The organism is Deltaproteobacteria bacterium (genome assembly GCA_016210005.1).
Taxonomy (GTDB): domain Bacteria; phylum Desulfobacterota; class Binatia; order HRBIN30; family JACQVA1; genus JACQVA1.
This window is the reverse complement of sequence record JACQVA010000068.1, coordinates 1-21,911: the sequence shown is the minus strand read 5'-3', so window position 1 is coordinate 21,911 and position 21,911 is coordinate 1. Positions and strand designations below refer to the sequence as shown.

Genomic DNA, 21,911 nt, shown 5'->3' with positions numbered 1-21,911 from the left:
TCGGAGAGGAGTAAGAACGTCCCATGCCTACCACCATCCGCCTGGCCCGCTTCGGCGGCAAGAAGAACCCGTTTTACCGCATCGTTGTGGCTGACTCCCGCTCGCCGCGTAACGGGCGCTGTTTGGATCAAATCGGGTACTATGATCCCACCAAGACCCCCGTCCGGATTGAGTTCCGCGCCGAGAAAGCTACTCGGTGGCTTCGCAGCGGGGCGCGGCCGTCAGCCACCGTTGCGCAACTGCTGAAGAAGTCGGGCCTGACCAAAGCCGCCGCGCCGGCATCAGGAGAGACATCGTCATGAAGGATCTGGTCGAATACTTGGCTCGTTACCTGGTCAACCACCCGGACGCGGTCGAAGTGAAGGAGACGCAGGGCGACACCGCCTCGGTCTTAGAGCTCAAGGTGGCACAAGAGGATCTCGGGCGAATCATCGGCAAGCAAGGCCGGACGGCGAAGTCGATCCGGACGATTCTGAACGCCGCCGCCTCGCGCACCAACCGCAAGGTTCTGCTCGAGATCATCGAGAACAAGTAGGCCGCGCGGCACGGTGCCGCCCCCATCTCACAGCGCACCGAGTTCGGCCGCCGCGTCCCTGTGCGGGCTCGGTACGATCGTGAATACCCACGGGATTCGCGGTGAATTGCGCATGCTGCCGCATAATCCCGAGTCGGTCGCGCTGCGGCCGGGCCAATCACTCACCCTGCGCTGGAGCGATCGCGCGATCGAGGTGCGCCTGCGTACCACGCGCCCGCACAAGCGCTTCCGCCTGCTGCAGTTCGACGGCTATGACAGCGCCACGGCGGCCGCGGCGCTGGTCGGGGCGGAGGTTTGCCTCGCCGCCGAGCAGTTGCCGCGGCTGGGACCCAACGAGATCTATCACCGCAACCTCATCGGCTTGCAGGTTGAGACGGTGGCGGGCCAGGCACTGGGCCGCGTTGAGGCCGTCATTGCGACCGGCAGCAACGACGTTTGTGTGGTGCACGGCGCCGGGGGCGAGCACTTGATTCCATTGATTGCCGATGTCGTGCGCGAGGTCGACCTGGCGGGCGGGCGGTTGGTGATCGATCCCATACCGGGCTTACTCGACTGATGCGCTTTCACATCGTCACCCTATTTCCCGAATTGTTCGATTCCGTTCTGGGCGCGACGATGCTCCAGAAGGGGCAGGAGCGCGGGGCGCTGGAGTTCGTGCGCTACAACATCCGCGACTACGCCACCGGCAAGCACCGCGTCACCGACGACGCCCCTTACGGTGGTGGGCCGGGTATGGTGATGAAACCTGAGCCGTTGGTGGCGGCCATCGAAGCCACTGGCGCTGGGCCGCAGCGGCCGCGCCGGGTTCTGCTTTCCCCCCAGGGCCGCGTGCTGACACAGGCCGTCGCCGCGGAACTGTCCCAGTTGCCGGCACTGGCGCTGATCTGCGGACGCTACGAAGGGGTCGATGAACGGGTGCGGGAATTCGTCGACGACGAACTCTCCGCCGGTGATTACGTCTTGTCCGGCGGGGAGGTGGCCGCCTTGGTGGTGATCGACGCGGTCAGCCGCTTGGTGTCCGGGGTGCTGGGCGAACCCCAATCCGCGCTCGGCGAGTCGTTCCAGGACGGTTTGCTGGAATACCCGCAGTACACCCGTCCCCCCGATTTTCGCGGACGGCAGGTGCCCCCGGTGCTGCTCTCGGGCGATCACGAAGCCATTCGGCGCTGGCGGCGCGCTCAAGCGCTGGAGCGCACCGCGGCGCGCCGTCCCGACCTACTGGCGCGCGCCTCCCTGAGCGAGGCCGATCGCGCCCTGTTGGCCGGCACCCCGGAAACTCCCCGCCGCCATGGGTGACCTCTACCTGGCCCTGCTCCACTATCCCGTCATGGATAAGAACGGCGCGATCGTCACCAGCGCCGTTACCAATATGGATGTTCACGATATCGCCCGTTCGGCGCGCACTTACGGCGTGCGCGGCTTCTACGTGGCCACCCCGGTGCGAACGCTGCACGCCTTGGTGGGGAAGATCATCGAGCACTGGCAAACCGGCTCCGGCAGCATTTACAACGAGACCCGCAAAGAAGCGCTGGCCCTGGTGCGGCTGGCGACCGACCTCGATGACGTCATCGTCGGCATCGAGCGCGAGAGCGGAGTTCGCCCCGTGATCGTGGTGACCTCGGCGCGCAGCGGGCCCAAACGGAGCAGCTTTGCCGCCTTGCGCCAGCGACTGGCCGCTTCGGCGCAACCTCACCTGTTGGTGTTCGGCACCGGCTGGGGTTTGGCACCGGTGGTGGTCGAGCAGGCCGACCTGATCCTCGAGCCCGTCGTCGGCCCCACCGAGTACAACCACCTCTCGGTCCGCTCCGCCGCCGCCATTATCCTTGACCGGCTGCGCGCCCCAGGCTAGAAAGGCGGCCTTCAATCTGAAGTCTCCCTTCCAGCGAGGTGTAACATGAACCTGATCGACACGATCGAGCGCGAACAATTGAGAACTGATGTGCCGGTGTTCAAGGCCGGCGACACGGTGCGGGTGCACGTCAAGGTGGTGGAAGGTGAGAAGGAGCGCGTCCAGGTCTTCGAGGGCGTAGTGCTACGCCGCTCCCGTGGCGCCAATCGCGCCACCTTCACCGTGCGCAAGCGGTCGTATGGGGTGGGGGTCGAGCGCACCTTCCCGGTCCATTCGCCGCGGATCGCCAAGATCGAGGTCGCCACCCGCGGCCAAGTGCGGCGGGCCAAGCTTTACTACTTACGCGGGCTGTCCGGAAAGGCCGCTCGCATCGAAGAAGAAAGCCCGCAGCGCGGCGCGGTCAACGCGGCGCCCGAACAGTAGATTCCCGCCGGCTCTAAGCTTGCTCCGAGGCGGCCTCTGGGGCCGCCGGCGGATGCAGGGCCTGCACCTTCGGGCGCAGCGGCTGAATTCGGCAATCGCCGTCAAGTTGCCCGCCCTCTTGCACCACCAGGCTGCGGGTTTCGATCGTGCCGACGAGCCGGCCGCCGGGTCCGATCTCGACCCGTTCGGCGCCGCGCACATCACCACGCATCTTGCCCAGAATCACCAGGTGCTGTGCACGCACGGTGCCGTCAACGAACCCGTCTTCCCCAATCACCAGCAGTTCCGTCGCGCGCACTTCGCCCCGCAGCGTGCCATCGATGCGGGTCGGAACGGTGAAGCTCAGCCTTCCGGTAACAACGGTGTCCGCCCCCAAAGTTCGCCGCGGCATGGCCGGCGGCGGCGATGCCGGCGCTTGGTTGGTGCTAGGCGGATCAGGGCTAACGCCAGGGCTTTGCGGCATCACCCGGTCCCGCCCGCTCTCTGCTGCTTTACCTCCCGGCCGTCTCCAGTTCACGGCATCCTCCTCTTCCCATCGTCAAGCAGGGAACACGTGACAAGCTACCGCATGTCCCCGGTCTCCTGCAACTAGCCGCGGCACTTCGAGGCGGCAGCGCTCCTCGGCGTACGGGCAGCGCGGATGAAAGGCGCAGCCCGGGGGCGGATTGATCGGGCTGGGGACGTCGCCGGGCAGAATGATGCGCACCTTCTTAGCGCCGGGTTCAGGGATCGGCACCGCCGACAGCAGTGCTTTGGTGTAGGGATGGCAGGGGTTACGGTACAATTCCACACTCTCGGACAACTCGACGATCTTTCCCAGATACATGATCGCCACGCGATGGCTGATGTGCTCGACCACGCGCAGATCGTGCGCAATGAACAGGTACGCCAGCCCCATCTCCTCCTGCAAGTCCTGCAACAGGTTGATGATCTGGGCCTGGATCGACACGTCCAAGGCCGACACCGGCTCGTCGGCCACGATCAGCCGCGGCTGCACCGCCAGCGCTCGCGCAATCCCGATGCGCTGGCGCTGGCCGCCGCTGAACTCGTGCGGGTAGCGGCTATAGGCCTCGGGCCGCAGGCCGACGCGCTCAAGCAGTTGCAGCACGCTCTGCCGGCGCTGCTCGCCGCGGGCCAGCCGGTGGATATCGAGCCCCTCGCCGACGATGGTACCCACGCGCATACGCGGGTTGAGCGAGCCGTAGGGGTCCTGAAAGATGATCTGCATCTCGCGTCGCTTGCGGCGCAGCGCGCCGCCGTTGAGCGACTGCAGATCAACTCCGTCGAACAACACCTCGCCGTCTGTAGGTTCGAGCAAACGCAGCACCAGCCGCCCGAGCGTGGACTTGCCGCAGCCCGATTCGCCGACCACGCCGAGCGTTTCGCCCGGGGCGACAGTGAGGTCGACGCCATCGACGGCGCGCACTTGCTGCCGTTCGCGCCCGAACAACCCGCTGCGCACCGGGAAATACTTGCGCAGCCCGCGCGTCTCCACCAGGGGTGGCGGCTGACGGGGGGCGTTCATCGGCTTTCCCCGGCGCGGATACAGGCTGCCAGATGGCCGGCGCCATATTCGGTAAGCGGCGGATCAATAGCGGCGCACGAGGCGATAGCCAGCGAACAGCGGTCGCGAAAGCGGCAGCCGCTGGGCAGGTCGAGCAGATCGGGCACAACGCCGGCGATGGTCTCCAACCGCCGCTGCCTCGCGGCCCCGACCTTGGGCACCGAACGCAGCAGGCCGCGGGTGTACGGATGCAACGGCTGGCGAAAGATCACTTCGACCGCGGCGCGCTCGACGACACGGCCGGCGTACATGATGGCCACGTCGTCGGCGCGCTCGGCGACCACACCGAGGTCGTGAGTGATCAGCAGCAGAGCCATCGCCAGGCGGTCGCGCAAGCTGCCGATGAGATCGAGGATCTGCGCCTGAATGGTGACGTCGAGCGCGGTGGTGGGCTCGTCGGCAATCAGCAGGCGGGGGTTGCACGAGAGCGCCATCGCTATCATCACTCGCTGTCTCATGCCGCCACTAAGCTGGTGCGGATACTCTTCGGCGCGGCGCTCCGGTTCGGCTATCTCGACCAGCCGCAGCATTTCGATGGCCTTTTGGCGCGCCGCCTGCCGGCCGAGCTGCTGGTGCAGCCGCACGGCCTCGGCAATCTGATTGCCGGCGGTGAACACCGGGTTGAGCGACGACATCGGTTCTTGAAATACCATCGCGATGTCGTTGCCGCGCACCTCGCGCATGTCGCGCTCGCTCAAAGCCAGCAAATCGCGCCCGTCGAAAACTATCGCGCCGCTGATGCGGCCCGGCGGCGGCACCAGGCGCAAGACGGAGAGGGCGGTCATGGTCTTGCCGCAACCCGATTCTCCGACCATGCCGAGCGTGCGGCCGGCAGCGAGCGATAGACTCACCCGATCGACCGCCTTGGCGGCCCCCGCCCGGGTAGGGAAGCTGACTTGCAGGTCGCGGATCTCCAACAACGCCACGGCGCCCTTCCTAGCAGCCTCACCCGCAAAGCGAAACCGCCGGCGCGCGACTGACTCGCTAAGTCGAACCGCGCTAGCCCGTTACCCGGATCACGATCTGCCGCACCTGCCCCTCACGTAGCCGCGCGCTGACCACAGTGTCGCCGGGAGGGAAGCCAAATGAGCTGGCAATGAAGGCGCAAAATTGCACGTCCGAATCCTCTGCGACGAAATGGAAGGTGGCGTCGGGAAACATCGTGCAGGCATCGCTGTCGCTGCGACCACTGGGATTCCCCGTGCCGTCGTCAACACGGCAGCCGAAGTCATTGATGGCATCGGACACCGCCTGGGTCTCGCGGAAGTCGGGCGAATCGGTGCCGGGCACCCCGCCGAAGGTCGGCTCGCCATTGTCGCAGACGGCCGTGCTGCCGTCGCCCAACGGGCGTGACAGCAGCACCTGCAAGTCCGGACGAACCGCAGGATCGGTCGGGTCGTAGTTGAACGCCGAGCGCCCGACGTGACGCAGGCCGCCCAGTGGCTTAGCCTCGATGACTAGGTAGAAGCCGCGCCCGAAGCGGCGCTCGAATAGCGGCCGCCCTTCGCTATCCTCGCCGGTCGGTTCAAGCGGCGCGCTGTCGGCGCCGGCGATGCCGAAGAAGGTGATCTCCCCCGGCGGTCCGGGTGACGGCACCGGCGTCGGCGTGTAGCTCGGGGTCGCCGTGGCGGTCGGCACGTGCGTCAGCGTCGGCGAGCCGCTGGCGGTAGGATTGATGCGCACGACCATCTGCCGCACCGGTCCGAATTGGCCGCCGGCGTCGCGCACTCGGGCGGTAACAACGGTGTCACCCTCAGGAAACCTGAATGCCGCGGCAATGCGCGCGCAGAACTGAATCGTCGACAGCGCATCGACGAAGTGGAAGGTAGCGTCGGGGAACATCGTGCAGGCGTCGCTGTCGCTGCGGCCGCTAGGGTTGCCGGTGCCGTCGACGAAGCGGCAGCCGAGGTCGTTGATGGCATCGGAGATGACCTGAGCCTCGCTGAAATAGGGCGGCTCCACCGCCGGTATACCGCCGAAGTTGGGGCTGCTGTTGTCGCACACCGCCGGGCTGCCGTTGCCCAATGGGCGCGACAGCAGAACTTGCAGATCGGGACGCACGAACGGATCGGTCGGATCATAGTTGAACGCCGAGCCGCCCACGCGCTGGCGGTTGGATCCTGGACGTGCTTCCAGCACCAGCGAGAACCCCTGCCCGAAGCGGCGCTCGAAAACCGGCCGCCCGTTGGCATCGGTGCCGATGGGCTGCAACGGCACGTCGTCCGCCGCCGCCAGTCCGAAGAAGGTGATGTTTGCCCCGGGCTCCGGCGCCGGCGCCGGGCTGGGGCTGGCGGTTGGCGTGGAGCTGGGCCGCTGAGTTCGACTGCTGGTGGGTGTCGCCGAGGCTGTCGCCGTAGGCGTGCTTGACACCGTCACGTCGGGCGAACACCGAGGCGTCGCCGTGGGCGAGCCTGCCCCACCAATGCTTCCACCACACCCGGCCCCCACAATCATGAGAGCCACGTTTACGCCAATCCACCGTCGCAACATCGGGCACCTCCCCGCACAGGCAACGTTCGGTCGCACTCGCTTAACACTGTTTCGCCCGCGCTGGCAAATCCACGCGACCGTGGCGGCCAGCCCGCGGAAGTTATGTGCTCGCGATTCTGCCAATCAGTCGATTGACATCCGGAAGGACCTCACATAAAAAACGTCGGCGGTGGGGGGGTTGGCTTGGAAGAGGGGCAAGACACGTAGCGACTAATGGGCCCTGCCAGGCCCCAGATCCCTGAAAGGAGGAAACAGAGAATGGCAGTAGCAGATGAGGTGAAGGCGATCTTCAGCGCGATGCCGGCGAACTTCAACGCGGACGCGGCAAAGGGGATGAATTCCGTCATCCAGTTCAAACTGACCGGCGACGGCGGCGGCGACTATCACGTCTCCATCGCCAACGGTGCCTGCACGGTCACCGAGGGGGCGCATGCCTCGCCCAACATGACGATGACCATGGCGGCGCAGGATTACGTCGACATGATCACCGGCAAGCTCAATGGCCAGATGGCCTTCATGAGCGGCAAGCTTAAAATCGCCGGCGACATGGGCCTGGCGATGAAGATGCAAAGCCTCTTCAAGCGGCCGGCCTGAAGACGATTTTGCTGCATTGACAATGGGGCGGGAAGAGCACTTCCCGCCCCATTGTATTTTGGGGCACCGGCTCACATGACTCCCGTGGCCATCGGGCTGGTGTTGCTGTCGGCCCTGCTGCACGCCGCCTGGAATCTGTTCGGCAAGGACAGCCAAGACAAGTCGGCTTTCTTCTTCGCCCAGGGGCTGACGGTGCTGGCGCTGTTCTGGCCGGCGGTGCTGTGGCTGTGGCCGGCCGAGCCGATCAGCCGCTGGGGCTGGATCCTGGTCCTGCTATCGGCTGTGGCGCACGGCGGCTACGCCTTGTACTTGGTGAAGTCATACGAGGCCGGCGATCTGTCGGTGGCCTATCCCCTCAGCCGCAGCGCGCCGGCGCTGGTACTGCTGTGGGAGGTCACCATCGGCCGTCAATCACTGAGCGTGATGGGGGCGGCGGGGGCGATGCTGGCGGTGGCCGGTGCGCTGCTAGTGCAATGGCCGCTGCTGCGGCGGCGTGGCTTGGGCGGCGTGCTGCGGGCACCGGTGACGCGCTACGCTCTGATCACCGCGGTCTTCATCGCCGGCTTCACCATTATCGACAAGCTTGGCGTCACCCAGGTGCCGCCGTTTGTCTTTCTGTACCTGATCTTGGCCGGGGAGTTTCCGGTGTTCGCCGCTCGCATGGGTAGCGCGCTGATTCCTCGCCTGCGGCTCGAGTGGCGGCGCAACTGGCGACGCATCGCGACCACGGCGATGCTCGGCCCGTTCTCCTATTGGCTGATCTTGTCGGCGTTGCGCTCTGCCCCCGGCACCTACGTGCTTTCGCTGCGCCAGACCAGCATTGTCTTCGGCGTCGTTCTCGGCCGCTTCGTGCTCGGCGAAGTCGGCTCGCGCTATCCGCTGCTCGGCGCCCTGGTCATCACTGCCGGTGGCGTGCTGATCGCCGTGGGCGGGTGAAAAAATAGCGTTGACTTACCGCACCCGGCTACCCTACCTTGTCGGCAGTTTGACGGGCTCTGCCGTGGCCGAACCACATTCCAGCGATACGATCGAGGTGCGCGAGAAGATCCTCGCCACCGCGGCGCGGCTATTCGCCGAACAGGGTTATGAGAACACCTCGATAGCGTGCGTGGCCCGGGCAGCCAAAGTCAGCAAGGCGCTGATCTTTTGGTACTTCGACAGCAAGGAGCAGCTCTACCGCAACGCGCTGCGCAAGACGCTGGAGCCCTACTTCATTAACGTCGACGAGCTCGACGGGCTCAGCGAACCGCTGCGCATCGAGCGGCTGATCGATCTCTTCGCCGAGTTCGTGCGCGAGAACGTCTACTCGGTACGGTTCTTCCTCAGCCTGATGCTTCAAGGCGAGCGCCAGCCCGACGATGTCATCCGCCGGGTCAGCGAACTCTACGGGGTCTTTCGTAATCTACTGGCCGATATCATCGAGAGCGGGCAGCGCCGCGGGGTTTTTCGCTCCGACTGCAGCCCACGGCTCGATGCCGCGCTCATCATGGCCGCGCTCGACGGGGTGCTGATTCAGAATTTTCTCAGCGACGAGTTCGTGCACGCCCCCAACGAACTACTCGATCACCTCAAGCGCAGCATGCTCGACCGATTGCTGGCGTCTAGTCACTGAAAGCACAGTGAGGAAATCAACGGTGTGCCGGTGGGCCCGAGGAAGCGCCGGGAGCACCGCTCCCGCCCTCAAGATTAGAAGGTCGAGCGAACGGCGTCATTCTTGAGCGGTAGAGCGTTGCTCCACCCCATTTCTTCACAAGCTCTGATTCTGAGTGCAGGGGCGGCTGGTTCAGTGAAATCTAGCATAGTGCCGAATTTTGCAGGTGAGAGCGTGATCTCCGCTTGAAGGACCATACTGCTTCCGCTTCGGCCAACCGGCTGAGTCCCCCCACATCATGCACGAATGCGAAGGCGAATCCCCCGTCCGTCACGTTCCATGACTGCCGCGATCTGGCTCGACGTATCGGCTTGCAGCCAAGCCATGACGTGGTGCTCCTCGACATGGCGCTCACACATGTCAGCTACGTGAACGACCACCGTAACGCGCGTTCCAATCAAAGACTGGCTTTTGTCGGTTCGCGGGTCATCTCTGTCGCAGCAGGGATCGCGCGACGCTTCGCGATGTCGGATGGTCTCATCCTGACGTCCGCCGCCGAATGAAGTCTCGGAGATGTCCGAGCGCAAGCCAGTTGAGTCGCGCATACGATGCCCTTGGTGTCGATCCGGCGGTCCGTGTTTGTGGTTCTGCAAAGCCCGACCGCAGCCTGGTCCCGCAACAACGATCAACGCTGTAGTCGTGTAGCCGGCCGGCGGCAAGGGGGCGACACGCGTAGAACCACGCGCGTAATACCCCGAGCTTACGCCGTTGCCGTGCCCGTGTATAAGCATCGTTATGGCGGTCACAACGCACCTTGCCCGGGTGGCGCACGGCGACGCCCGTTGCTTTCAAGGCCTGCAAGGAAAGAAAAGGAGGATCGACCATGGCGAGCGGCAAGTCCGATGAACTGAAGGGACGCGTGAAGGAAGCCGCGGGGGCTCTGACCGGCGATAGGAAGCTCAAGCGGGAGGGGAAGGCCGACCAGGCCGTTGGAAAGATCAAGCAGAAGGTGGAGAAGGTCATCGATAAGGTCAGAGATGCGCTCAGCTGAGTCGCGCTCTGAGTTGATCCTGGGATAGCGCCCACGGCAGCGGCGGCGGGCCGCTGAAGAGATGCTTCCGATCGGTGCCATCTTGCAGGCGAGGAGGAGTACAATGCTCGAAACCATCGCGGTCATTCTGATCATCCTGTGGCTGCTTGGTCTGGTGTCGTCATACACGATGGGCGGATTCGTTCACCTCCTCTTGGTCATCGCGGTTGTGGTGGTACTGGTTCGTGTTCTCCAAGGTCGAAGGCCGTTGGGATGATCAGAGGATGCCCGATACTGCCCCGCGGGAACCGGGTTTCGCTGCAGGAGGCAACGAGATGAGTGCAGTCAAGATCGCGGCAATCGCGCTGATCGCCGCCGGTATCCTGGGGCTGGTGTACGGCGGTTTTAGTTACACCAAGGAAACCCACGAGGCCAAGATCGGCTCGCTCGAACTGTCGGTGAAGGACAAGGAGAGGGTGAACGTCCCGGTCTGGGCTGGCGTGGGCGCGATCGTGGTTGGCGGGCTCCTGCTGCTGGTGCCCAAGAAGAGACTAGCTGTCTAGCTGTCGCCTCAGCGCTGCCGAGCCAGCCTCGCCAACTGTCGGCGACCGCTTCGCGAGATCGCCAGCGCGATCTCATGAGTCGAGAGGGGCGGAACATCCTTAAGTAGAGGTGGAGTCTGCCTTGACAGAAACAAGGGTCACGAGGAGCGTGCCGCGATCGAGCGGCGCGGGAAGGAGAAGACCATGTCCCCCAAGGCACCACAGAAGCGTTCCAAACCGATGAGCGCGTCCCGGCGGGCGCAGAAGGCGATGTCGCGCGAGGCGCAGGCCATGTACGCCGAGATTCAACAGGGCGTCAGGCACCTGGAGAAATCGATCGGTGAGATCCAGCGGGGCTTGCGCAAGGCGGAGCAGAAGCTCGAGGCCGATGCGCGCGCGCGGATTCGCGAACTGCGCAAGGACGCCCGCGCTCACTTGAGCGTCTTGAAGTCGAAGCAACGTGAGGCCGCAGATACCCTCAAGCGGGTGTCCACCGCCGCCGGCGGCTCGTGGGCAGACATCAAGCGCACGGTTGATTCCGTCCTCGTCGATGCCCAAGCGACCGCCACCGCAGCCGTGAAACGCTTCCGCAGCGCGTTGGGCGGCTAACCGTGGGAGGATGCCTGAAAAGGGACGAGGCATGAATGATCGATCCCCCGCGCTGGTCCTGATTGCCGTCGCGCTGGCGGGCTACGGCGTGTACATCGGGGGCTACCTTCCCGCGATGCTGGTCGGCCAGCCCGTGCCGTTGCTGCTCATCGGTTTCGTCCTGCAAGTGGTGTGTGCGCTCGCCGCTGCGGTCGGCGTGTGGCGCCGGTGGCCGTGGGCTGGCGGCGCGGTGGTGTTGCTGGGGGCGAGCATCGCAGCCACGTGGCTCATCGAGGGGTTCGCCCTCGGCATCGTCGCCTATCTGCACGCCCTGCTGGTCGCGGTGCTCGCCATCGTCGTCGCCTTGGTGATCGCCGCGTACGTCAAGCGCCAGCATGGGCCGCGGATCGACTGGTCACGCTGCGCGCGCGAAGGCGATCCGCGCGTAGAACCACGCGCGTAGTAGTCCGAGCTTACGGCCGGTGCCGCGGCCTTGTATATGATTGAGAGGACTTCTCGCTCTGGGCGCGGTGTTGATCGCGGGACCGGATGGAAACGCGAAACGCCCGACCGGGAGACGGTCGGTGCATCGTGTCGCTGTCGGAGCCGGGCTCCGGCGCGGCACAAGGAAGGAGAATTGATCATGGTCACACGCATCTGGATCTTTGGCGCGCTGCTGGGCGTTCTCATCCTGCCGCTGCATCGCGCTACTGCTACGCCGGCAGTCGTGTCGTCCCCTGAGGCCGCTCAAACGATTGTCATCAACGGCCTGACCGTCGGGGATGGCTCGGTCTCAGGCACCATCGTCAACAAGTCGTCTGCCACTGTTCGTGGAGTTAACTTGCTGCTCCGACAAACGTGGCTGTGGAATAACGAGCGTCATCCCGGGACCGACAGCCCAGGTAGGACGCTGCCGTTCACATTTGCTGCCGACGTCGCCCCGAACGCCAGCGCGCCGTTTACCTTCCAAACCCCTCCCTTGCCCCGCCGCTCCGACGGTCGGTTCGTCACGGCGATGGATGTCACCGGCTTCACTGAAGTGGGTCCGTAGAGAGGGAAGTCTTGGGAGAGCAGTGAGGACTGCCACCAACGCCCGCCTGCTGGCCTTGGTGGAGGAAGCGGGCGGCCCCGGAGAAACCGGGTCGGCACCCGAGTAACGAGAGAGAACTCAGATGAAGCATTCTCGTCAATTACTTGTCGTGTTTGGAATCGGAGGAGCAATGCTTGCGTTGCTGTTGCCGGGCTGTGCGCTGCCGATCGGCCGGAAGGAGACTCCTCCGCCGCCCGTGGTGGCGCCACAGGCGAAGGAGGAAGTGCCCAATGCTGAGGGGCCGAAGGTAAAGGAGGTCGGAAACGCCTCCTGGTACGGGCCAGCGCAAGACGGGAAAGAGACCGCTAGTGGAGAAACATTCGATCAGAACAAGCTCACCGCGGCACATCCGACATTGCCCCTGGGCAGCAAGGCTGTGGTCACCAACCTGAAGACCGGAAAATCGGTGAAGGTCACGATCAACGATCGTGGTCCGTATGCGAAGGGGCGGAAGATCGATCTGTCGCGCGCCGCCGCCCGACAGATCGGGATGTCGAAGAAAGGCGTGGCAAAGGTCAAGATTGAAACGACACGCCGCCGGAAACCGACCAAGAAGCGGACGACGACAAAGAGTCACGCAACAGCCGGTGAAACACGCACCGACACTCCGGTGCTAACGCCGCAGTGATTCGCCTGGGACCTGCGGTCGGCGTCATTTCTATGGTCCGCTCCCCGCCCGCACTCCAGAGGCTTCCGGCGGACGTGTTGGGTCGCTGGTGACTGCCAAGTCCGACAGGCTGCTGGAGGAAAACACCGCGGTGCGAAGTGCGCGTGAAGTTTTGCCCGAACCGATTTCCGGGACACCGACTCAACGAACGGAGGATTGATTCATGAAGGAACCCACTGCGGGCGCACACCAATTGGCGCACGGAGTCGCGTTCTGGCGATGGTGCACGTGGCTTACAGGGGCGTGCGCTCTGGCCGTGCTGACCGCGTGCGGCGGCAACGGCGGTAGCGGCCCCGACACGACCCCAACGACGGGCGGCTCGTTGCAAGCGCACCGGCAGTTCCGTGCGGTCGCCGGCGTATCGATGGGCGCATACGGCGCGATGAACCTGGGCACGAAGCACGCCGACTTGTTCGGTACGATCGCTGCCCTCGGTGGCCCCGTCGATATGCGGCAACTCCTGCGGGATATGGTGAACGACAACCTCGAAGTGAAATCTCAAACGATCATTCCGCTCAATGTCGGCGATGATTTCACCTTCGACCACCAAGCGCCCTATCCCGGACGCGACACGCGCCTGTCGATGGTCAAGGACCTGGTCATCGCCTTCGGCGATCCCTTCCTGCACCATCCGGATCCCTCGCGGCAGTATCTGGCGATGGATTCCGAACCGGCACACATCCTGCGCGACGATGCGTTTGGGAGCTTCACGCTGCCGGCGAACCGGCGTGGGTTCCTCGATGGCGGCGATGCCAAGCAAGACGGCGTGCGTCAGACGACCGAGACGGCAACCCAGCCGGTCGATGTCCTGTTACTCGCGGGGGGAGCATTGCCACGCATCGCGAGTGACGCCACCGGCGTGGATGTCGGCGGGCGCATGCTCGCTGACCTGAACGGCGACGGGGTCTACGACGTCGGCGATGGCATCGTCGTGAACCTCTCCGAGCCCTTCACTGATACGAACGGCAATCTCGTGTACGAGCCGGAGCTCGGCGAGACCTTCAGTGACGTCGGTCTCGATGGCGTGGCCGACACCGGCGACTACCGCGAGGGCAACGGCCAATGCGACTACGACCCCGATCGGGCGAACTGGTTGGCCGAAGACCCGCTGACCCGGCTGGAAGCGCGCTCGGCGGCGGACGTCGGCACGCAGCGCATCTACATGGATGTCGGCACCGAAGACCAGTTCGGCTTCGGCAAGCACTACGACAATTTCGTTGCGATGCTCGAGTCCAAGGGGCTGACAGTGGATACGCGGAACGACTTCCCCAGCAATTGTGTCGCCATTACCAAGCTACCGCAGCAGTATCTGCTGATCCGCTACGTCGGCGGGCACGTTGGGATTCCCGAAGCCGACGACACGCGAGACAAGTTGCTCAACGGCGACATCTGCGGAACGGTGGTGATCTGGCAACGGCTGCTGGCGATGATCAGCTACATGGATTCGAGCTTCCCGAATGGGTTCGACGGGCCGGGCGACCTCAGCATCACCGATCCCGATCCGCGTGGCGACATCATGAAGACACACATCACCTCACCCGCACTGCGCACGGGGAGCGGCACCGCACCGGGACAGCCGGTGCTCATCTATCGACCCCCGGCATACTTTCACACCAACCGCAGCTTCCCGATCGTTTACATCCTCGGCGGCTACGGCCAGGCGCCGGAGGACTTTGAGCAGCTCGGCGCTCTGCTCGATTTACTGATTCTCGCGAATCAGGTCCAGAACATGTTCGTCGCCGTCCTGCCCGGTGCCGGCGGCCGCAAGGCGTCGTTCTACGTTAATCACCGCGTCCCGGAATCGCAGGTACCCGATCTGATCAACCCGACTTCGGGACGCCACGAGGACTCGATCATCCAGGACCTGATCCCGACGATCGAGAATACGATTCTGCAGGGACGCGTGCGGCAGTGAGCCTCAGGAATGCAAGCTGATCGGAGGGAACCGTAACGGAAAGATCGCATTGCATTCGCCCGAAGGAGCAACTGGCCGTGGACAAGACCGACTTCACCGAACAGCGTGAGGACCTCTTGCAATCGATCGAGAGGGATCACGAAGAGGTGCGCGTCGCCGTGCACGACAATCCGCCGCGCCCGCCAACGGACCCGGCACCTGAACCTCGGGCGGTATCGGTGTGCACTCATCCGCTCGGAGCCATGGAAGGAGCGATCATGAAGAAGCTGGAAACCACGACCAAGACCGCAACGCCCAGGATGAACGCGCGTCGATTGGCGACGCATTTGGTGACAGGACTCGCCCTCGCCGTGACTCTCGGCCTCGCCGGCTGTCCGGACAAGGGCCCCGCCGAGAAGGTGGGAGAAGCAATCGACAATGCCAAGGACAAGGTTTCGGACACCTTGGACCCGAAGGGCCCGGTCGAGAAGGCGGGCCGCGCCGTCGATCGTGCAACGGAATGACGGCCTCGTGTGACGACGGACAGCGTGAAGTGATGGAGCTACTGATCGCGGGCAGCACGTCCAAGGAGATCGCGTGGGCCTTGCATGTCAGTGTCCGTACCGTCGAAGGGCACCGCCGCATGGTGCTCTCGAAGATGAACGTCTCCTCGGCAACCCAACTGGTCCGCACTGTGCTGAGCGCGCGGGAAGCCGATTCGCGCGCGTAGATCATCACGCGACGCAGTCGTCCCATCTGCGGTCGCACTTCGAGCGGTTCATTCGTTGGCGATGCTGCTTGGGGTCGAGGCATTCGACTCGTGGCGGGGCCATAGCGCCGGTTCTGCTGCGCCCCCTGGGGGCATGGTGCACCCTGCAAATTCCGCCGTGATGGCGTAAGACACCCGCGTAGTTCTACGCGGCGTAGCAATGCGAGCTTACGGCCCTGCCGTTCCTCTTCTATGTATGGGTCAACCCGCGCTGTGGCGCGACCAGGAGGTTACCAACGATGATCTCAAGACGCATCCTGCCAACCGTCCTCGCGTGCCTGTTCGCGCTTGCCGGGCTAGGACCCACGCCGTGCACCGCCAAAGCGCAGAACGCAACCCGCAGCGGTCCCACTGTGACCGGCGACGCTTCATTGATGGCGCGGTGTCTTTCTGGCGCCCGGGTGCCGAGGAGTGGAGCGCAGCGCAGGTGAACACGGCGCTGGCCGCTGGCGACTCCCTGTACGCGGGCGACGGTGCCAACTTGGAGGTGCAGATCGGGCCGGGGGCGTTCGTCCGCGCCGGTGCCGCCACGGAGATCGACCTGACGTCGCTTGATCCCGGCTACACACAGTTCCGGATCACCGGGGGGCATGCCGCCCTCGACCTGAAGGCGCTGCCCCGCGGCCAGTCGATCGAGGTTGATACGCCGAATGCCGCGTTCACCATCGATCGTGCTGGCTACTATCGCGTCGACATCGACGAGAACACGACGGCATTCAGCACCCGCCGAGGTGGAGCAGCGACCGTCGCGCCGGCCGCCGGGGAGACGACCGACGTCGCCGAGGACCAGCAGATCATCCTCGAGGGCACCGAAACGGTTCAGGTCAACGTAGCAGGAGGAGTACAACATGCACCATAGAACAAAAGTGATGACCGTGGGGTTGCTCAGCGGCCTGCTGACGCTCTGCGTGGCAGCGGGATGCGCGAGCCATGCGACCACGCAAACGGTTACGACTGAGGAGTCGGTTCCTGCGGTTGCTACCGAGGAGGCGCAGCCGCAACGTCCCGCCACAACCACCGTAACAACCACCACCACGACGGAGAGCGACAAGACTTCTCCTCGAATCGTCGGCAGTGCTTTCGCCCTGGTGTGGGCCCTTGTCAGCTTCCCGTTTCGGGTCATCGGGGCGCTGTCTTGAGAACACGGGCCTGGAAGAGTTCGCCGCGTAGCGGAATCCGCGGGTACAACGGGGGGACGCAAGCTCAGCCTACGGCATCCTTGATCTTATCAATCACCTTCTCCGCCTTCTGCTTGACCTTCCCAACAGCCTGTTCGACCCGACCCTCGCGCTTGAGTTTCTGATCGCCCGTCAGGGCACCCGCGGCTTCCTTCACGCGCCCCTTCAGCTCATCCGTCTTACCACTGGCCATCGTCGATCGCTCCCTTCGTGCAGGTCATGAAGTGACCTGCTGCGCCCGGACCCGCATTCTTCGGGCGCAGCGTTCCACCTAAGGCTTACACTGTAGTCGCTCTCGTCAGCGCCACAAGCTGGGAGTACCACGCGCGTAGTTCTACGCGCGTAGTACTCCCAGCTTACAGCGCCACCGCAGCTGTTGTACAAGGACGCATGCCTGCAGAAGTAGATCGCTATCTCTCGGGAGTTCCCATTGGCATGTTGCAGCCCAACGTCCTCTTGCCGTCGCAGCACTTCGGGGCTCGCAAACCGCTGGCACCAGAGCAACGGCTCATGATCGCCGTCGTCCAAGACGCGATCAATTGCATTGGGAAGTATCGCTTCGCCACCGACCGTCGAGGCCGACGGCTCTTCGACGAGGTAACGCAGTGGCTCGGTGCCAAGGACACCAGCTGGCCGTACTCGTTCGAGTCCATCTGTGAGGTCCTCGGTCTCGACGCGAACGCTGTGCGTCACCGGTTGGGCGTGGCGCAAGCGCAACACCCAGTCGTCATGCGACGCCAGATATACGCTGCCGGACAGGAATCTCGGAGCCGTCGTCAGACACGAGAGGTGAGTCACTATGCCATTGATTAACGTGATCATAGTTCTAGTGGTCGTTGGAATTCTACTCTACGTTGTAGAGACCATTCTTCCAATTGATGCAACGATCAAACGCATCATTCACATCGTTATCATTCTTGCGGTCTGCATATGGTTGCTGCAAGCATTCGGCATCATTGGGTCATTGGGATCGTTTCGGTTCAGATAGGCTGGCGCATTGGGGCGACATGGCACCGGCATCTGAAGTTCTCGAGTCGTCGTGCGGAATAGGTCTGCAACTGGTGCAATACGGTGAATCGCCGCGTGACGTGCAGCACGATGTGGCCAGTCAACCGAGCCAGCGAGTTCAAAAGGAGGGATCGATATGATGTGCAAACGTTCAGTCTTGGTGGGTTCGCTTTTCGTGCTGTGGGCGGTTTCATCTGCCCACGCCGTTGATGGTCCATTCGTCGGCATCGACTTGGGCGCTTCCGTGCCCACCAATGGCAACTATCGGGCGCACGTCCAAGAGGGCGGCACCGCCAATCCGTATCTGGGCTACATGTTCAATGACTATCTCGGGATGCAAGGCCAGCTCCACTTTACCTTCCAGAGCCCGGACAACGACCACCGCGGCTTCGCGCATGAGAACCGGACCACCACGCTGCTCGGGGGCACCATCGGGCCGCGGCTGTCACTGCCGCTGGGCGAGTTCGTAGAGCTGTACGGCACCGGTCAAGGCGGTGTCTTCACCGGTCTGAGCGGACGACTCAACCACACAGCACCGGGCTTCTCAGTCGGTGGCGGCATCGACTTCAATGTCACGCCTGAGTTCGCGATCGGTCTGTTTGGTCGGTGGAACCGCGCTTACATGTCGCCGCGCCCGACATTCCTGGCCGGGCAGGTCGCCGATGAACAAGGCCCTGCCGACGCGCGCTGGGCGACCGCTGGAGTCGGCTTGAAATACGCCTTCAACGGACCAGTGGCAGCGCCAGCACCCCCACCTCCGCCGCCGGTGGCGCAGGCGCCCGCGCCACCACCAGCGCCGGTCAAGAAGAAGATCGTCCTGCGCAGCGTCCACTTCGATTTCGACAAGTCGACCATCCGGCCCGATGCCGCACCGGTCCTGGATGAGGCCGTGGCGACACTCAAAGCGGAAGGCGGCGTGGCGGTCATTGTGGAAGGTCACACCGACAGCGTTGGGAGCGACGCTTACAATCAGAAGTTGTCGCACCGCCGCGCCGATGCGGTGCGGCAATATTTAGTGAAACACGGGATTCCAGCCAACCGCATTACAACTGAAGGGTTCGGCGAATCGCGCCCGGTGGCGTCCAACGACACCGCGGACGGCCGAGCCCAGAACCGTCGTGTAGAGCTGCGCGTCCAGTGACCGCGTCTCTCTACACACATAGCCCCGGCGGCGCTTGCGGTCCCCCTCCCGGTGCCGCCGGGGCTCCCCCCAAACTGAACGAGGATCGCCATGAGACGATTCAATCGGTTCGCCACCGTCTCGTTCGCCATCCTGCTGGCTGCTCTCCTGGGATGCGCCGCGACGGCAAAGCATGAGGGCACCGGGGAGTATGTTGACGATACCGTGATTACTGCCAAAGTGAAGGCGGCAGCGGTCAACGAACCTTCGCTGAAATCGAGCGAGATCAACGTCGAAAGCTTCAAGGGGACGGTGCAGTTGAGCGGCTTCGTCAGTGCTCAGGCCGACATCAACAAGGCGGTCGAAGTTGCGCGCAACGTCAAGGGGGTCAAGTCCGTCAAGAACGACATGCGGGTGAAGGGGCAACAGTGAATCGACTCGTCGCCAGCGCGCAGCCGGCTCGGCGAGCACTGGCATCGCCGAGCGAGCGCGGGGCGCTCGTAGACCACCGCGTGAATAACCCTTCGCAACTCCGCGACGTCGATCGTTACAATCGTCGATTCTACGAACGCTGCTGGCGAGCCGCATCGCTGCTGGCGATGCCGGGCGTCCGAGTTCCGACCAAAGCTGAGGGGTTGCAAGTTGAAATTGGCTGTGGCCTGCGGCCGCGCCTGCCGCTCGCCGAGGCGCTGTTCGTCGATGTCAGTCCGACCGCCTGCACGAAACTACGGCGCGCCGGCGCGCGCGTCATCCGTGCGAGCATCGACGCGCTGCCGTTCGCGTCGGGTGCCGTATCGCAGATGTACTTGTTCGACATCCTGGAACACGTCCGCGACGACGTTGGTGTGGGGCGCGAGCTCGCGCGCGTGAGTGCGGCAAATGGATGGCTCGTCCTGAGCACGCCGATGCACATGCATCGGTGGCATGAGTTCGACCGCGTCGTCGGTCATGCGCGCCGGTACGAGCCGCGGGCGTTGGTGGATCTGCTCTGCGGATTCGGGTTCACGCTCGAAGGCTTTGCGCGTTTCGGCATGCGGCCGCGCAATTCATTGCTCACTCGGCTTGGCGCGTACTGTCTGGTGCACTGGCCACGGACGGCGTTCCGGTTCCAAGAGCGGCTCCTGCGCCTGACGCAACGCCGGGCGCAGCCGACGCAGTTGCGGCGTGCCGGTGTGGATGAGTTTCTTGTCCAGGTGGCGAACGCGGATGGGGCCGTGACGGCGTGGCGCCATCGCGGACCCAATTGAAGACGCAGTGTGCAGGAGCGAACTCTGGCCGTGCCGTCTTCCCTTGCTTCTAAAGAGTGCGCCGATGCTGAGCCGGCCGGCCGCCCATGGTGCGCTGTCGCGGCAGCGGCGGAGGACAGCGCGGCAAAGGCGTCCTACACGGCGGCCGCGGCGACTGTCTTTGTCGTGGACGATAACGGCGGGGTGCGCAAGTCGTTGCGCGCGTTGCTGGAGTCGGCGGGCCTCGCGGTCGAGACGTACGCCTCGGGTGAAGAGTTCCTCGCCGCCTACAATCCCGAGCACCCGGGCTGCTTGGTGCTGGATGTCCGCTTGCGATACGGCAACGGCCTTGCCCTCCAGGACGAACTCCGCCGGCGCAAGGCAATGCTCCCGATCATCGTGCTGACCGGCCACGGGGATGTGCAGACCTCCGTGCGGGCGTTGAAGGCGGGGGCATTCGACTTCCTGCAAAAGCCGGCGCCGCCCGCTGTGTTGCTGGAGCGGATCGGTGCCGCGATCGACTTTGATCACCAGGCACGCGCGGCGACGACCGACCGCACCGCCGTCAGCGAGCGACTCGCGCAGCTCACGCCCCGCGAACGCGAAGTAATGGAGTTGCTGATCGCGGGCAAACCGTCCAAGGAAATCGCGGCGGCGTTGCATGTCAGCGTCCGTACCGTGGAAGGACACCGCCGCATGGTGCTCTTGAAGGCGAACGTCTCCTCGGCCGCGCAGCTGGTCCGCACCGTGCTGGGGGCCCGGGAAGCAGACCCACGCGTGTAGCCGCGTTTGTTCTGCTTCAGCACGGACAAGCCATTCCGATAACCTCAAACTGTGGATCGCATCCTCAAGCACAGCCAGCATCAGGGCTCGGATGCCTGACCAGGGCAGGGCAGCGTGCGTCTTTTCGGTTCTCGGTCCCAGGAGTTGAGCGCACGGCCGTCATCTTTTTCATCGAAGCCGGGAGGCTGCCGGCTGATGGCGTAGGGCTCGGCGCGTAGAACCACGCGCGTAGTTGTCCGATCTTACGGCGCCCCAGCGGTTTTCGTACAATCGAACCATGGCCAGTTTTCCGTGTTCATCGAGCGCAAGGCTCGATCGAGAGCAGATGGCGTAATCGGGCAGGTCAATCGTGGAACTTGCAGAACCATCAGGGACGAACAGCGACAGCGCCGGAGGCGACAGCTTCACCGACGAATCGTCCGTGGCGTCATCGATCGAGCATTTGGTGGCCGGCAGTCAAGGTGTGATCACCAAGCGGATCGACTTGGCGCTGCTCGAAGGGCGAGAGCTGCTCTCGCGTTCGATCGAGCGTGCCGCATTGGTCGGCGCCGGCATGGTCTTGGCGACGGCGGCGTGGTTCGCCGGGGCGGGAGCCTTCGTCCTGCTCGTAGCCCCAGATGCCAGCCCGGTCATTCGTTTAGCCGCCTTCGGGTTGCTCAACGGGGCAGGTGCGGTCGGGCTCGTCACGCTCGCCATGCGACACAGTCGGCCGCCGACACGGGTGCGCCCGAACGGCAACGGGCCAACACGACAGCGTGAACCGTTACCAGCCGAAGGAAAGAACTGACCGTGGAAAAGATTGACTTCGCCGAACAGCGTGAGGACCTCCTGCAATCGATCGAGCGGGACCAGGAAGAGGTGCGCGTCGCCGTGCACCAGCTCACGGGTGCGGCCGGGTCTACACTCGACGTGAGCGAGCACATCAAGAAGTTCCCGCTGACGTGGGCGATTGACGCATTTCTCGTCGGTG

The 21,911-nt window shown here is 64.2% G+C and carries 34 protein-coding genes; 29 read left to right on the top strand and 5 right to left on the bottom strand.

The genetic code is table 11. The annotated features are described in order from the left end of the window. The first annotated feature begins 23 nt into the window (after positions 1-23). From rpsP to rplS, 6 genes are all read left to right on the top strand, one after another. A complete protein-coding gene (rpsP, locus tag HY699_06980; protein MBI4515542.1) occupies positions 24-302 on the top strand; it encodes a 30S ribosomal protein S16 in 279 nt (92 codons plus the stop codon). Beyond that, positions 299-535, top strand: coding sequence for a KH domain-containing protein (locus HY699_06975; GenBank protein ID MBI4515541.1), 237 nt, complete (start codon positions 299-301; stop codon positions 533-535). The genes rpsP and HY699_06975 overlap by 4 nt, the downstream gene beginning before the upstream one ends. Before the next feature lie 79 nt (positions 536-614). Then, positions 615-1,091, top strand: a complete 477-nt coding sequence (gene rimM, locus HY699_06970) for a 16S rRNA processing protein RimM (GenBank protein MBI4515540.1) — start codon at positions 615-617, stop codon at positions 1,089-1,091. After that, positions 1,091-1,831: a tRNA (guanosine(37)-N1)-methyltransferase TrmD gene (gene trmD / locus HY699_06965; GenBank protein ID MBI4515539.1), complete on the top strand. Its 741-nt coding sequence runs from the start codon at positions 1,091-1,093 to the stop codon at positions 1,829-1,831. Before rimM ends, trmD begins: the two co-directional genes overlap by 1 nt. Beyond that, entirely contained in the window at positions 1,824-2,384 is a 561-nt protein-coding gene (locus HY699_06960) for an RNA methyltransferase (protein ID MBI4515538.1), read from the top strand. Before trmD ends, HY699_06960 begins: the two co-directional genes overlap by 8 nt. Positions 2,385-2,429: 45 nt before the next feature. Beyond that, entirely contained in the window at positions 2,430-2,807 is a 378-nt protein-coding gene (gene rplS, locus HY699_06955) for a 50S ribosomal protein L19 (GenBank protein MBI4515537.1), read from the top strand. Between the two features lie 13 nt (positions 2,808-2,820). On the opposite strand, the gene HY699_06950 is transcribed toward rplS, so the two are convergent. The 4 genes from HY699_06950 to HY699_06935 all read right to left on the bottom strand — a co-directional run bounded on the left by HY699_06950 (position 2,821) and on the right by HY699_06935 (position 6,747). After that, positions 2,821-3,198, bottom strand: coding sequence for a polymer-forming cytoskeletal protein (locus tag HY699_06950; protein MBI4515536.1), 378 nt, complete (start codon positions 3,196-3,198; stop codon positions 2,821-2,823). Positions 3,199-3,345: 147 nt separating this feature from the next. Then, positions 3,346-4,332, bottom strand: coding sequence for a dipeptide ABC transporter ATP-binding protein (locus HY699_06945; GenBank protein ID MBI4515535.1), 987 nt, complete (start codon positions 4,330-4,332; stop codon positions 3,346-3,348). Beyond that, a complete protein-coding gene (locus HY699_06940) occupies positions 4,329-5,297 on the bottom strand; it encodes an ABC transporter ATP-binding protein (protein MBI4515534.1) in 969 nt (322 codons plus the stop codon). Before HY699_06940 ends, HY699_06945 begins: the two co-directional genes overlap by 4 nt. A 73-nt stretch (positions 5,298-5,370) precedes the next feature. Beyond that, positions 5,371-6,747 carry a hypothetical protein gene (locus tag HY699_06935; protein ID MBI4515533.1) on the bottom strand — a complete coding sequence of 459 codons (1,377 nt, stop codon included), beginning with the start codon at positions 6,745-6,747 and terminating at the stop codon, positions 5,371-5,373. 390 nt (positions 6,748-7,137) lie between these two features. Between HY699_06935 and HY699_06930 the strand changes: the two genes are divergently transcribed. The 16 genes from HY699_06930 to HY699_06855 all read left to right on the top strand — a co-directional run bounded on the left by HY699_06930 (position 7,138) and on the right by HY699_06855 (position 16,765). Next, positions 7,138-7,455: an SCP2 sterol-binding domain-containing protein gene (locus HY699_06930; protein MBI4515532.1), complete on the top strand. Its 318-nt coding sequence runs from the start codon at positions 7,138-7,140 to the stop codon at positions 7,453-7,455. A gap of 75 nt (positions 7,456-7,530) precedes the next feature. Further along, the gene (locus tag HY699_06925; protein MBI4515531.1) at positions 7,531-8,391 is read left to right on the top strand and encodes an EamA family transporter; all 861 of its coding nucleotides are present in this window, start codon (positions 7,531-7,533) and stop codon (positions 8,389-8,391) included. Between the two features lie 64 nt (positions 8,392-8,455). Then, a complete protein-coding gene (locus tag HY699_06920) occupies positions 8,456-9,067 on the top strand; it encodes a TetR/AcrR family transcriptional regulator (GenBank protein ID MBI4515530.1) in 612 nt (203 codons plus the stop codon). A 224-nt stretch (positions 9,068-9,291) separates the two neighbouring features. Further along, a complete protein-coding gene (locus HY699_06915) occupies positions 9,292-9,609 on the top strand; it encodes a hypothetical protein (GenBank protein MBI4515529.1) in 318 nt (105 codons plus the stop codon). A gap of 320 nt (positions 9,610-9,929) precedes the next feature. Next, the gene (locus HY699_06910) at positions 9,930-10,097 is read left to right on the top strand and encodes a CsbD family protein (GenBank protein ID MBI4515528.1); all 168 of its coding nucleotides are present in this window, start codon (positions 9,930-9,932) and stop codon (positions 10,095-10,097) included. A 103-nt stretch (positions 10,098-10,200) separates the two neighbouring features. Then, positions 10,201-10,353: a lmo0937 family membrane protein gene (locus tag HY699_06905; protein MBI4515527.1), complete on the top strand. Its 153-nt coding sequence runs from the start codon at positions 10,201-10,203 to the stop codon at positions 10,351-10,353. A 58-nt stretch (positions 10,354-10,411) separates the two neighbouring features. Next, positions 10,412-10,639: a hypothetical protein gene (locus HY699_06900; protein ID MBI4515526.1), complete on the top strand. Its 228-nt coding sequence runs from the start codon at positions 10,412-10,414 to the stop codon at positions 10,637-10,639. A gap of 183 nt (positions 10,640-10,822) precedes the next feature. Next, positions 10,823-11,227 carry a hypothetical protein gene (locus tag HY699_06895; GenBank protein MBI4515525.1) on the top strand — a complete coding sequence of 135 codons (405 nt, stop codon included), beginning with the start codon at positions 10,823-10,825 and terminating at the stop codon, positions 11,225-11,227. A gap of 31 nt (positions 11,228-11,258) precedes the next feature. Then, on the top strand, positions 11,259-11,669 hold the full coding sequence (locus tag HY699_06890) for a hypothetical protein (GenBank protein MBI4515524.1): 411 nt from the start codon (positions 11,259-11,261) through the stop codon (positions 11,667-11,669). 180 nt (positions 11,670-11,849) lie between these two features. Beyond that, positions 11,850-12,257 (top strand): hypothetical protein, encoded by a 408-nt coding sequence (locus HY699_06885; GenBank protein MBI4515523.1) that lies wholly within the window; start codon positions 11,850-11,852, stop codon positions 12,255-12,257. Positions 12,258-12,426: 169 nt separating this feature from the next. Next, on the top strand, positions 12,427-12,924 hold the full coding sequence (locus tag HY699_06880) for a septal ring lytic transglycosylase RlpA family protein (GenBank protein MBI4515522.1): 498 nt from the start codon (positions 12,427-12,429) through the stop codon (positions 12,922-12,924). 202 nt (positions 12,925-13,126) lie between these two features. Continuing rightward, entirely contained in the window at positions 13,127-14,878 is a 1,752-nt protein-coding gene (locus HY699_06875) for a hypothetical protein (protein ID MBI4515521.1), read from the top strand. A gap of 299 nt (positions 14,879-15,177) precedes the next feature. Then, complete coding sequence (locus HY699_06870) at positions 15,178-15,381, top strand: hypothetical protein (protein ID MBI4515520.1); 204 nt, start codon at positions 15,178-15,180, stop codon at positions 15,379-15,381. Further along, entirely contained in the window at positions 15,378-15,587 is a 210-nt protein-coding gene (locus HY699_06865; protein MBI4515519.1) for a hypothetical protein, read from the top strand. Before HY699_06870 ends, HY699_06865 begins: the two co-directional genes overlap by 4 nt. A gap of 421 nt (positions 15,588-16,008) precedes the next feature. Continuing rightward, positions 16,009-16,485, top strand: coding sequence for a hypothetical protein (locus HY699_06860; GenBank protein MBI4515518.1), 477 nt, complete (start codon positions 16,009-16,011; stop codon positions 16,483-16,485). Continuing rightward, entirely contained in the window at positions 16,475-16,765 is a 291-nt protein-coding gene (locus HY699_06855) for a hypothetical protein (protein MBI4515517.1), read from the top strand. Before HY699_06860 ends, HY699_06855 begins: the two co-directional genes overlap by 11 nt. A gap of 64 nt (positions 16,766-16,829) precedes the next feature. On the opposite strand, the gene HY699_06850 is transcribed toward HY699_06855, so the two are convergent. Then, on the bottom strand, positions 16,830-16,997 hold the full coding sequence (locus HY699_06850; protein ID MBI4515516.1) for a CsbD family protein: 168 nt from the start codon (positions 16,995-16,997) through the stop codon (positions 16,830-16,832). 197 nt (positions 16,998-17,194) lie between these two features. Here HY699_06850 and HY699_06845 point away from each other — a divergent pair, with 197 nt between their 5' ends. The 7 genes from HY699_06845 to HY699_06815 all read left to right on the top strand — a co-directional run. Then, complete coding sequence (locus tag HY699_06845) at positions 17,195-17,617, top strand: hypothetical protein (protein MBI4515515.1); 423 nt, start codon at positions 17,195-17,197, stop codon at positions 17,615-17,617. A gap of 331 nt (positions 17,618-17,948) precedes the next feature. Then, positions 17,949-18,953 carry an OmpA family protein gene (locus HY699_06840; protein MBI4515514.1) on the top strand — a complete coding sequence of 335 codons (1,005 nt, stop codon included), beginning with the start codon at positions 17,949-17,951 and terminating at the stop codon, positions 18,951-18,953. A 90-nt stretch (positions 18,954-19,043) separates the two neighbouring features. Continuing rightward, positions 19,044-19,364 carry a BON domain-containing protein gene (locus tag HY699_06835; protein MBI4515513.1) on the top strand — a complete coding sequence of 107 codons (321 nt, stop codon included), beginning with the start codon at positions 19,044-19,046 and terminating at the stop codon, positions 19,362-19,364. Continuing rightward, complete coding sequence (locus HY699_06830; GenBank protein ID MBI4515512.1) at positions 19,361-20,179, top strand: methyltransferase domain-containing protein; 819 nt, start codon at positions 19,361-19,363, stop codon at positions 20,177-20,179. Before HY699_06835 ends, HY699_06830 begins: the two co-directional genes overlap by 4 nt. Positions 20,180-20,344: 165 nt before the next feature. Then, a complete protein-coding gene (locus HY699_06825; protein ID MBI4515511.1) occupies positions 20,345-20,941 on the top strand; it encodes a response regulator transcription factor in 597 nt (198 codons plus the stop codon). 349 nt (positions 20,942-21,290) lie between these two features. Then, on the top strand, positions 21,291-21,728 hold the full coding sequence (locus tag HY699_06820) for a phage holin family protein (protein ID MBI4515510.1): 438 nt from the start codon (positions 21,291-21,293) through the stop codon (positions 21,726-21,728). A gap of 2 nt (positions 21,729-21,730) precedes the next feature. Then, positions 21,731-21,911: hypothetical protein (locus HY699_06815; GenBank protein MBI4515509.1), on the top strand; the 181-nt coding region annotated here is incomplete at its 3' end.

Bases quoted from the DNA above. Each gene is read 5' to 3' on its own strand.
- rpsP (MBI4515542.1), top strand. From the start codon at position 24: ATGCCTACCACCATCCGCCTGGCCCGCTTCGGCGGCAAGAAGAACCCG.
- HY699_06885 (MBI4515523.1), top strand. From the start codon at position 11,850: ATGGTCACACGCATCTGGATCTTTGGCGCGCTGCTGGGCGTTCTCATC.
- HY699_06835 (MBI4515513.1), top strand. From the start codon at position 19,044: ATGAGACGATTCAATCGGTTCGCCACCGTCTCGTTCGCCATCCTGCTG.
- HY699_06890 (MBI4515524.1), top strand. From the start codon at position 11,259: ATGAATGATCGATCCCCCGCGCTGGTCCTGATTGCCGTCGCGCTGGCG.
- HY699_06905 (MBI4515527.1), top strand. From the start codon at position 10,201: ATGCTCGAAACCATCGCGGTCATTCTGATCATCCTGTGGCTGCTTGGT.
- HY699_06945 (MBI4515535.1), bottom strand. From the start codon at position 4,332: ATGAACGCCCCCCGTCAGCCGCCACCCCTGGTGGAGACGCGCGGGCTG.
- HY699_06895 (MBI4515525.1), top strand. From the start codon at position 10,823: ATGTCCCCCAAGGCACCACAGAAGCGTTCCAAACCGATGAGCGCGTCC.
- HY699_06850 (MBI4515516.1), bottom strand. From the start codon at position 16,997: ATGGCCAGTGGTAAGACGGATGAGCTGAAGGGGCGCGTGAAGGAAGCC.
- HY699_06880 (MBI4515522.1), top strand. From the start codon at position 12,427: ATGCTTGCGTTGCTGTTGCCGGGCTGTGCGCTGCCGATCGGCCGGAAG.
- HY699_06845 (MBI4515515.1), top strand. From the start codon at position 17,195: ATGCCTGCAGAAGTAGATCGCTATCTCTCGGGAGTTCCCATTGGCATG.
- HY699_06925 (MBI4515531.1), top strand. From the start codon at position 7,531: ATGACTCCCGTGGCCATCGGGCTGGTGTTGCTGTCGGCCCTGCTGCAC.
- HY699_06870 (MBI4515520.1), top strand. From the start codon at position 15,178: ATGAACGCGCGTCGATTGGCGACGCATTTGGTGACAGGACTCGCCCTC.
- HY699_06975 (MBI4515541.1), top strand. From the start codon at position 299: ATGAAGGATCTGGTCGAATACTTGGCTCGTTACCTGGTCAACCACCCG.
- HY699_06840 (MBI4515514.1), top strand. From the start codon at position 17,949: ATGATGTGCAAACGTTCAGTCTTGGTGGGTTCGCTTTTCGTGCTGTGG.
- HY699_06950 (MBI4515536.1), bottom strand. From the start codon at position 3,198: ATGCCGCGGCGAACTTTGGGGGCGGACACCGTTGTTACCGGAAGGCTG.
- HY699_06865 (MBI4515519.1), top strand. From the start codon at position 15,378: ATGACGGCCTCGTGTGACGACGGACAGCGTGAAGTGATGGAGCTACTG.
- HY699_06875 (MBI4515521.1), top strand. From the start codon at position 13,127: ATGAAGGAACCCACTGCGGGCGCACACCAATTGGCGCACGGAGTCGCG.
- HY699_06900 (MBI4515526.1), top strand. From the start codon at position 10,412: ATGAGTGCAGTCAAGATCGCGGCAATCGCGCTGATCGCCGCCGGTATC.
- HY699_06855 (MBI4515517.1), top strand. From the start codon at position 16,475: ATGCACCATAGAACAAAAGTGATGACCGTGGGGTTGCTCAGCGGCCTG.
- HY699_06960 (MBI4515538.1), top strand. From the start codon at position 1,824: ATGGGTGACCTCTACCTGGCCCTGCTCCACTATCCCGTCATGGATAAG.
- trmD (MBI4515539.1), top strand. From the start codon at position 1,091: ATGCGCTTTCACATCGTCACCCTATTTCCCGAATTGTTCGATTCCGTT.
- rplS (MBI4515537.1), top strand. From the start codon at position 2,430: ATGAACCTGATCGACACGATCGAGCGCGAACAATTGAGAACTGATGTG.
- HY699_06910 (MBI4515528.1), top strand. From the start codon at position 9,930: ATGGCGAGCGGCAAGTCCGATGAACTGAAGGGACGCGTGAAGGAAGCC.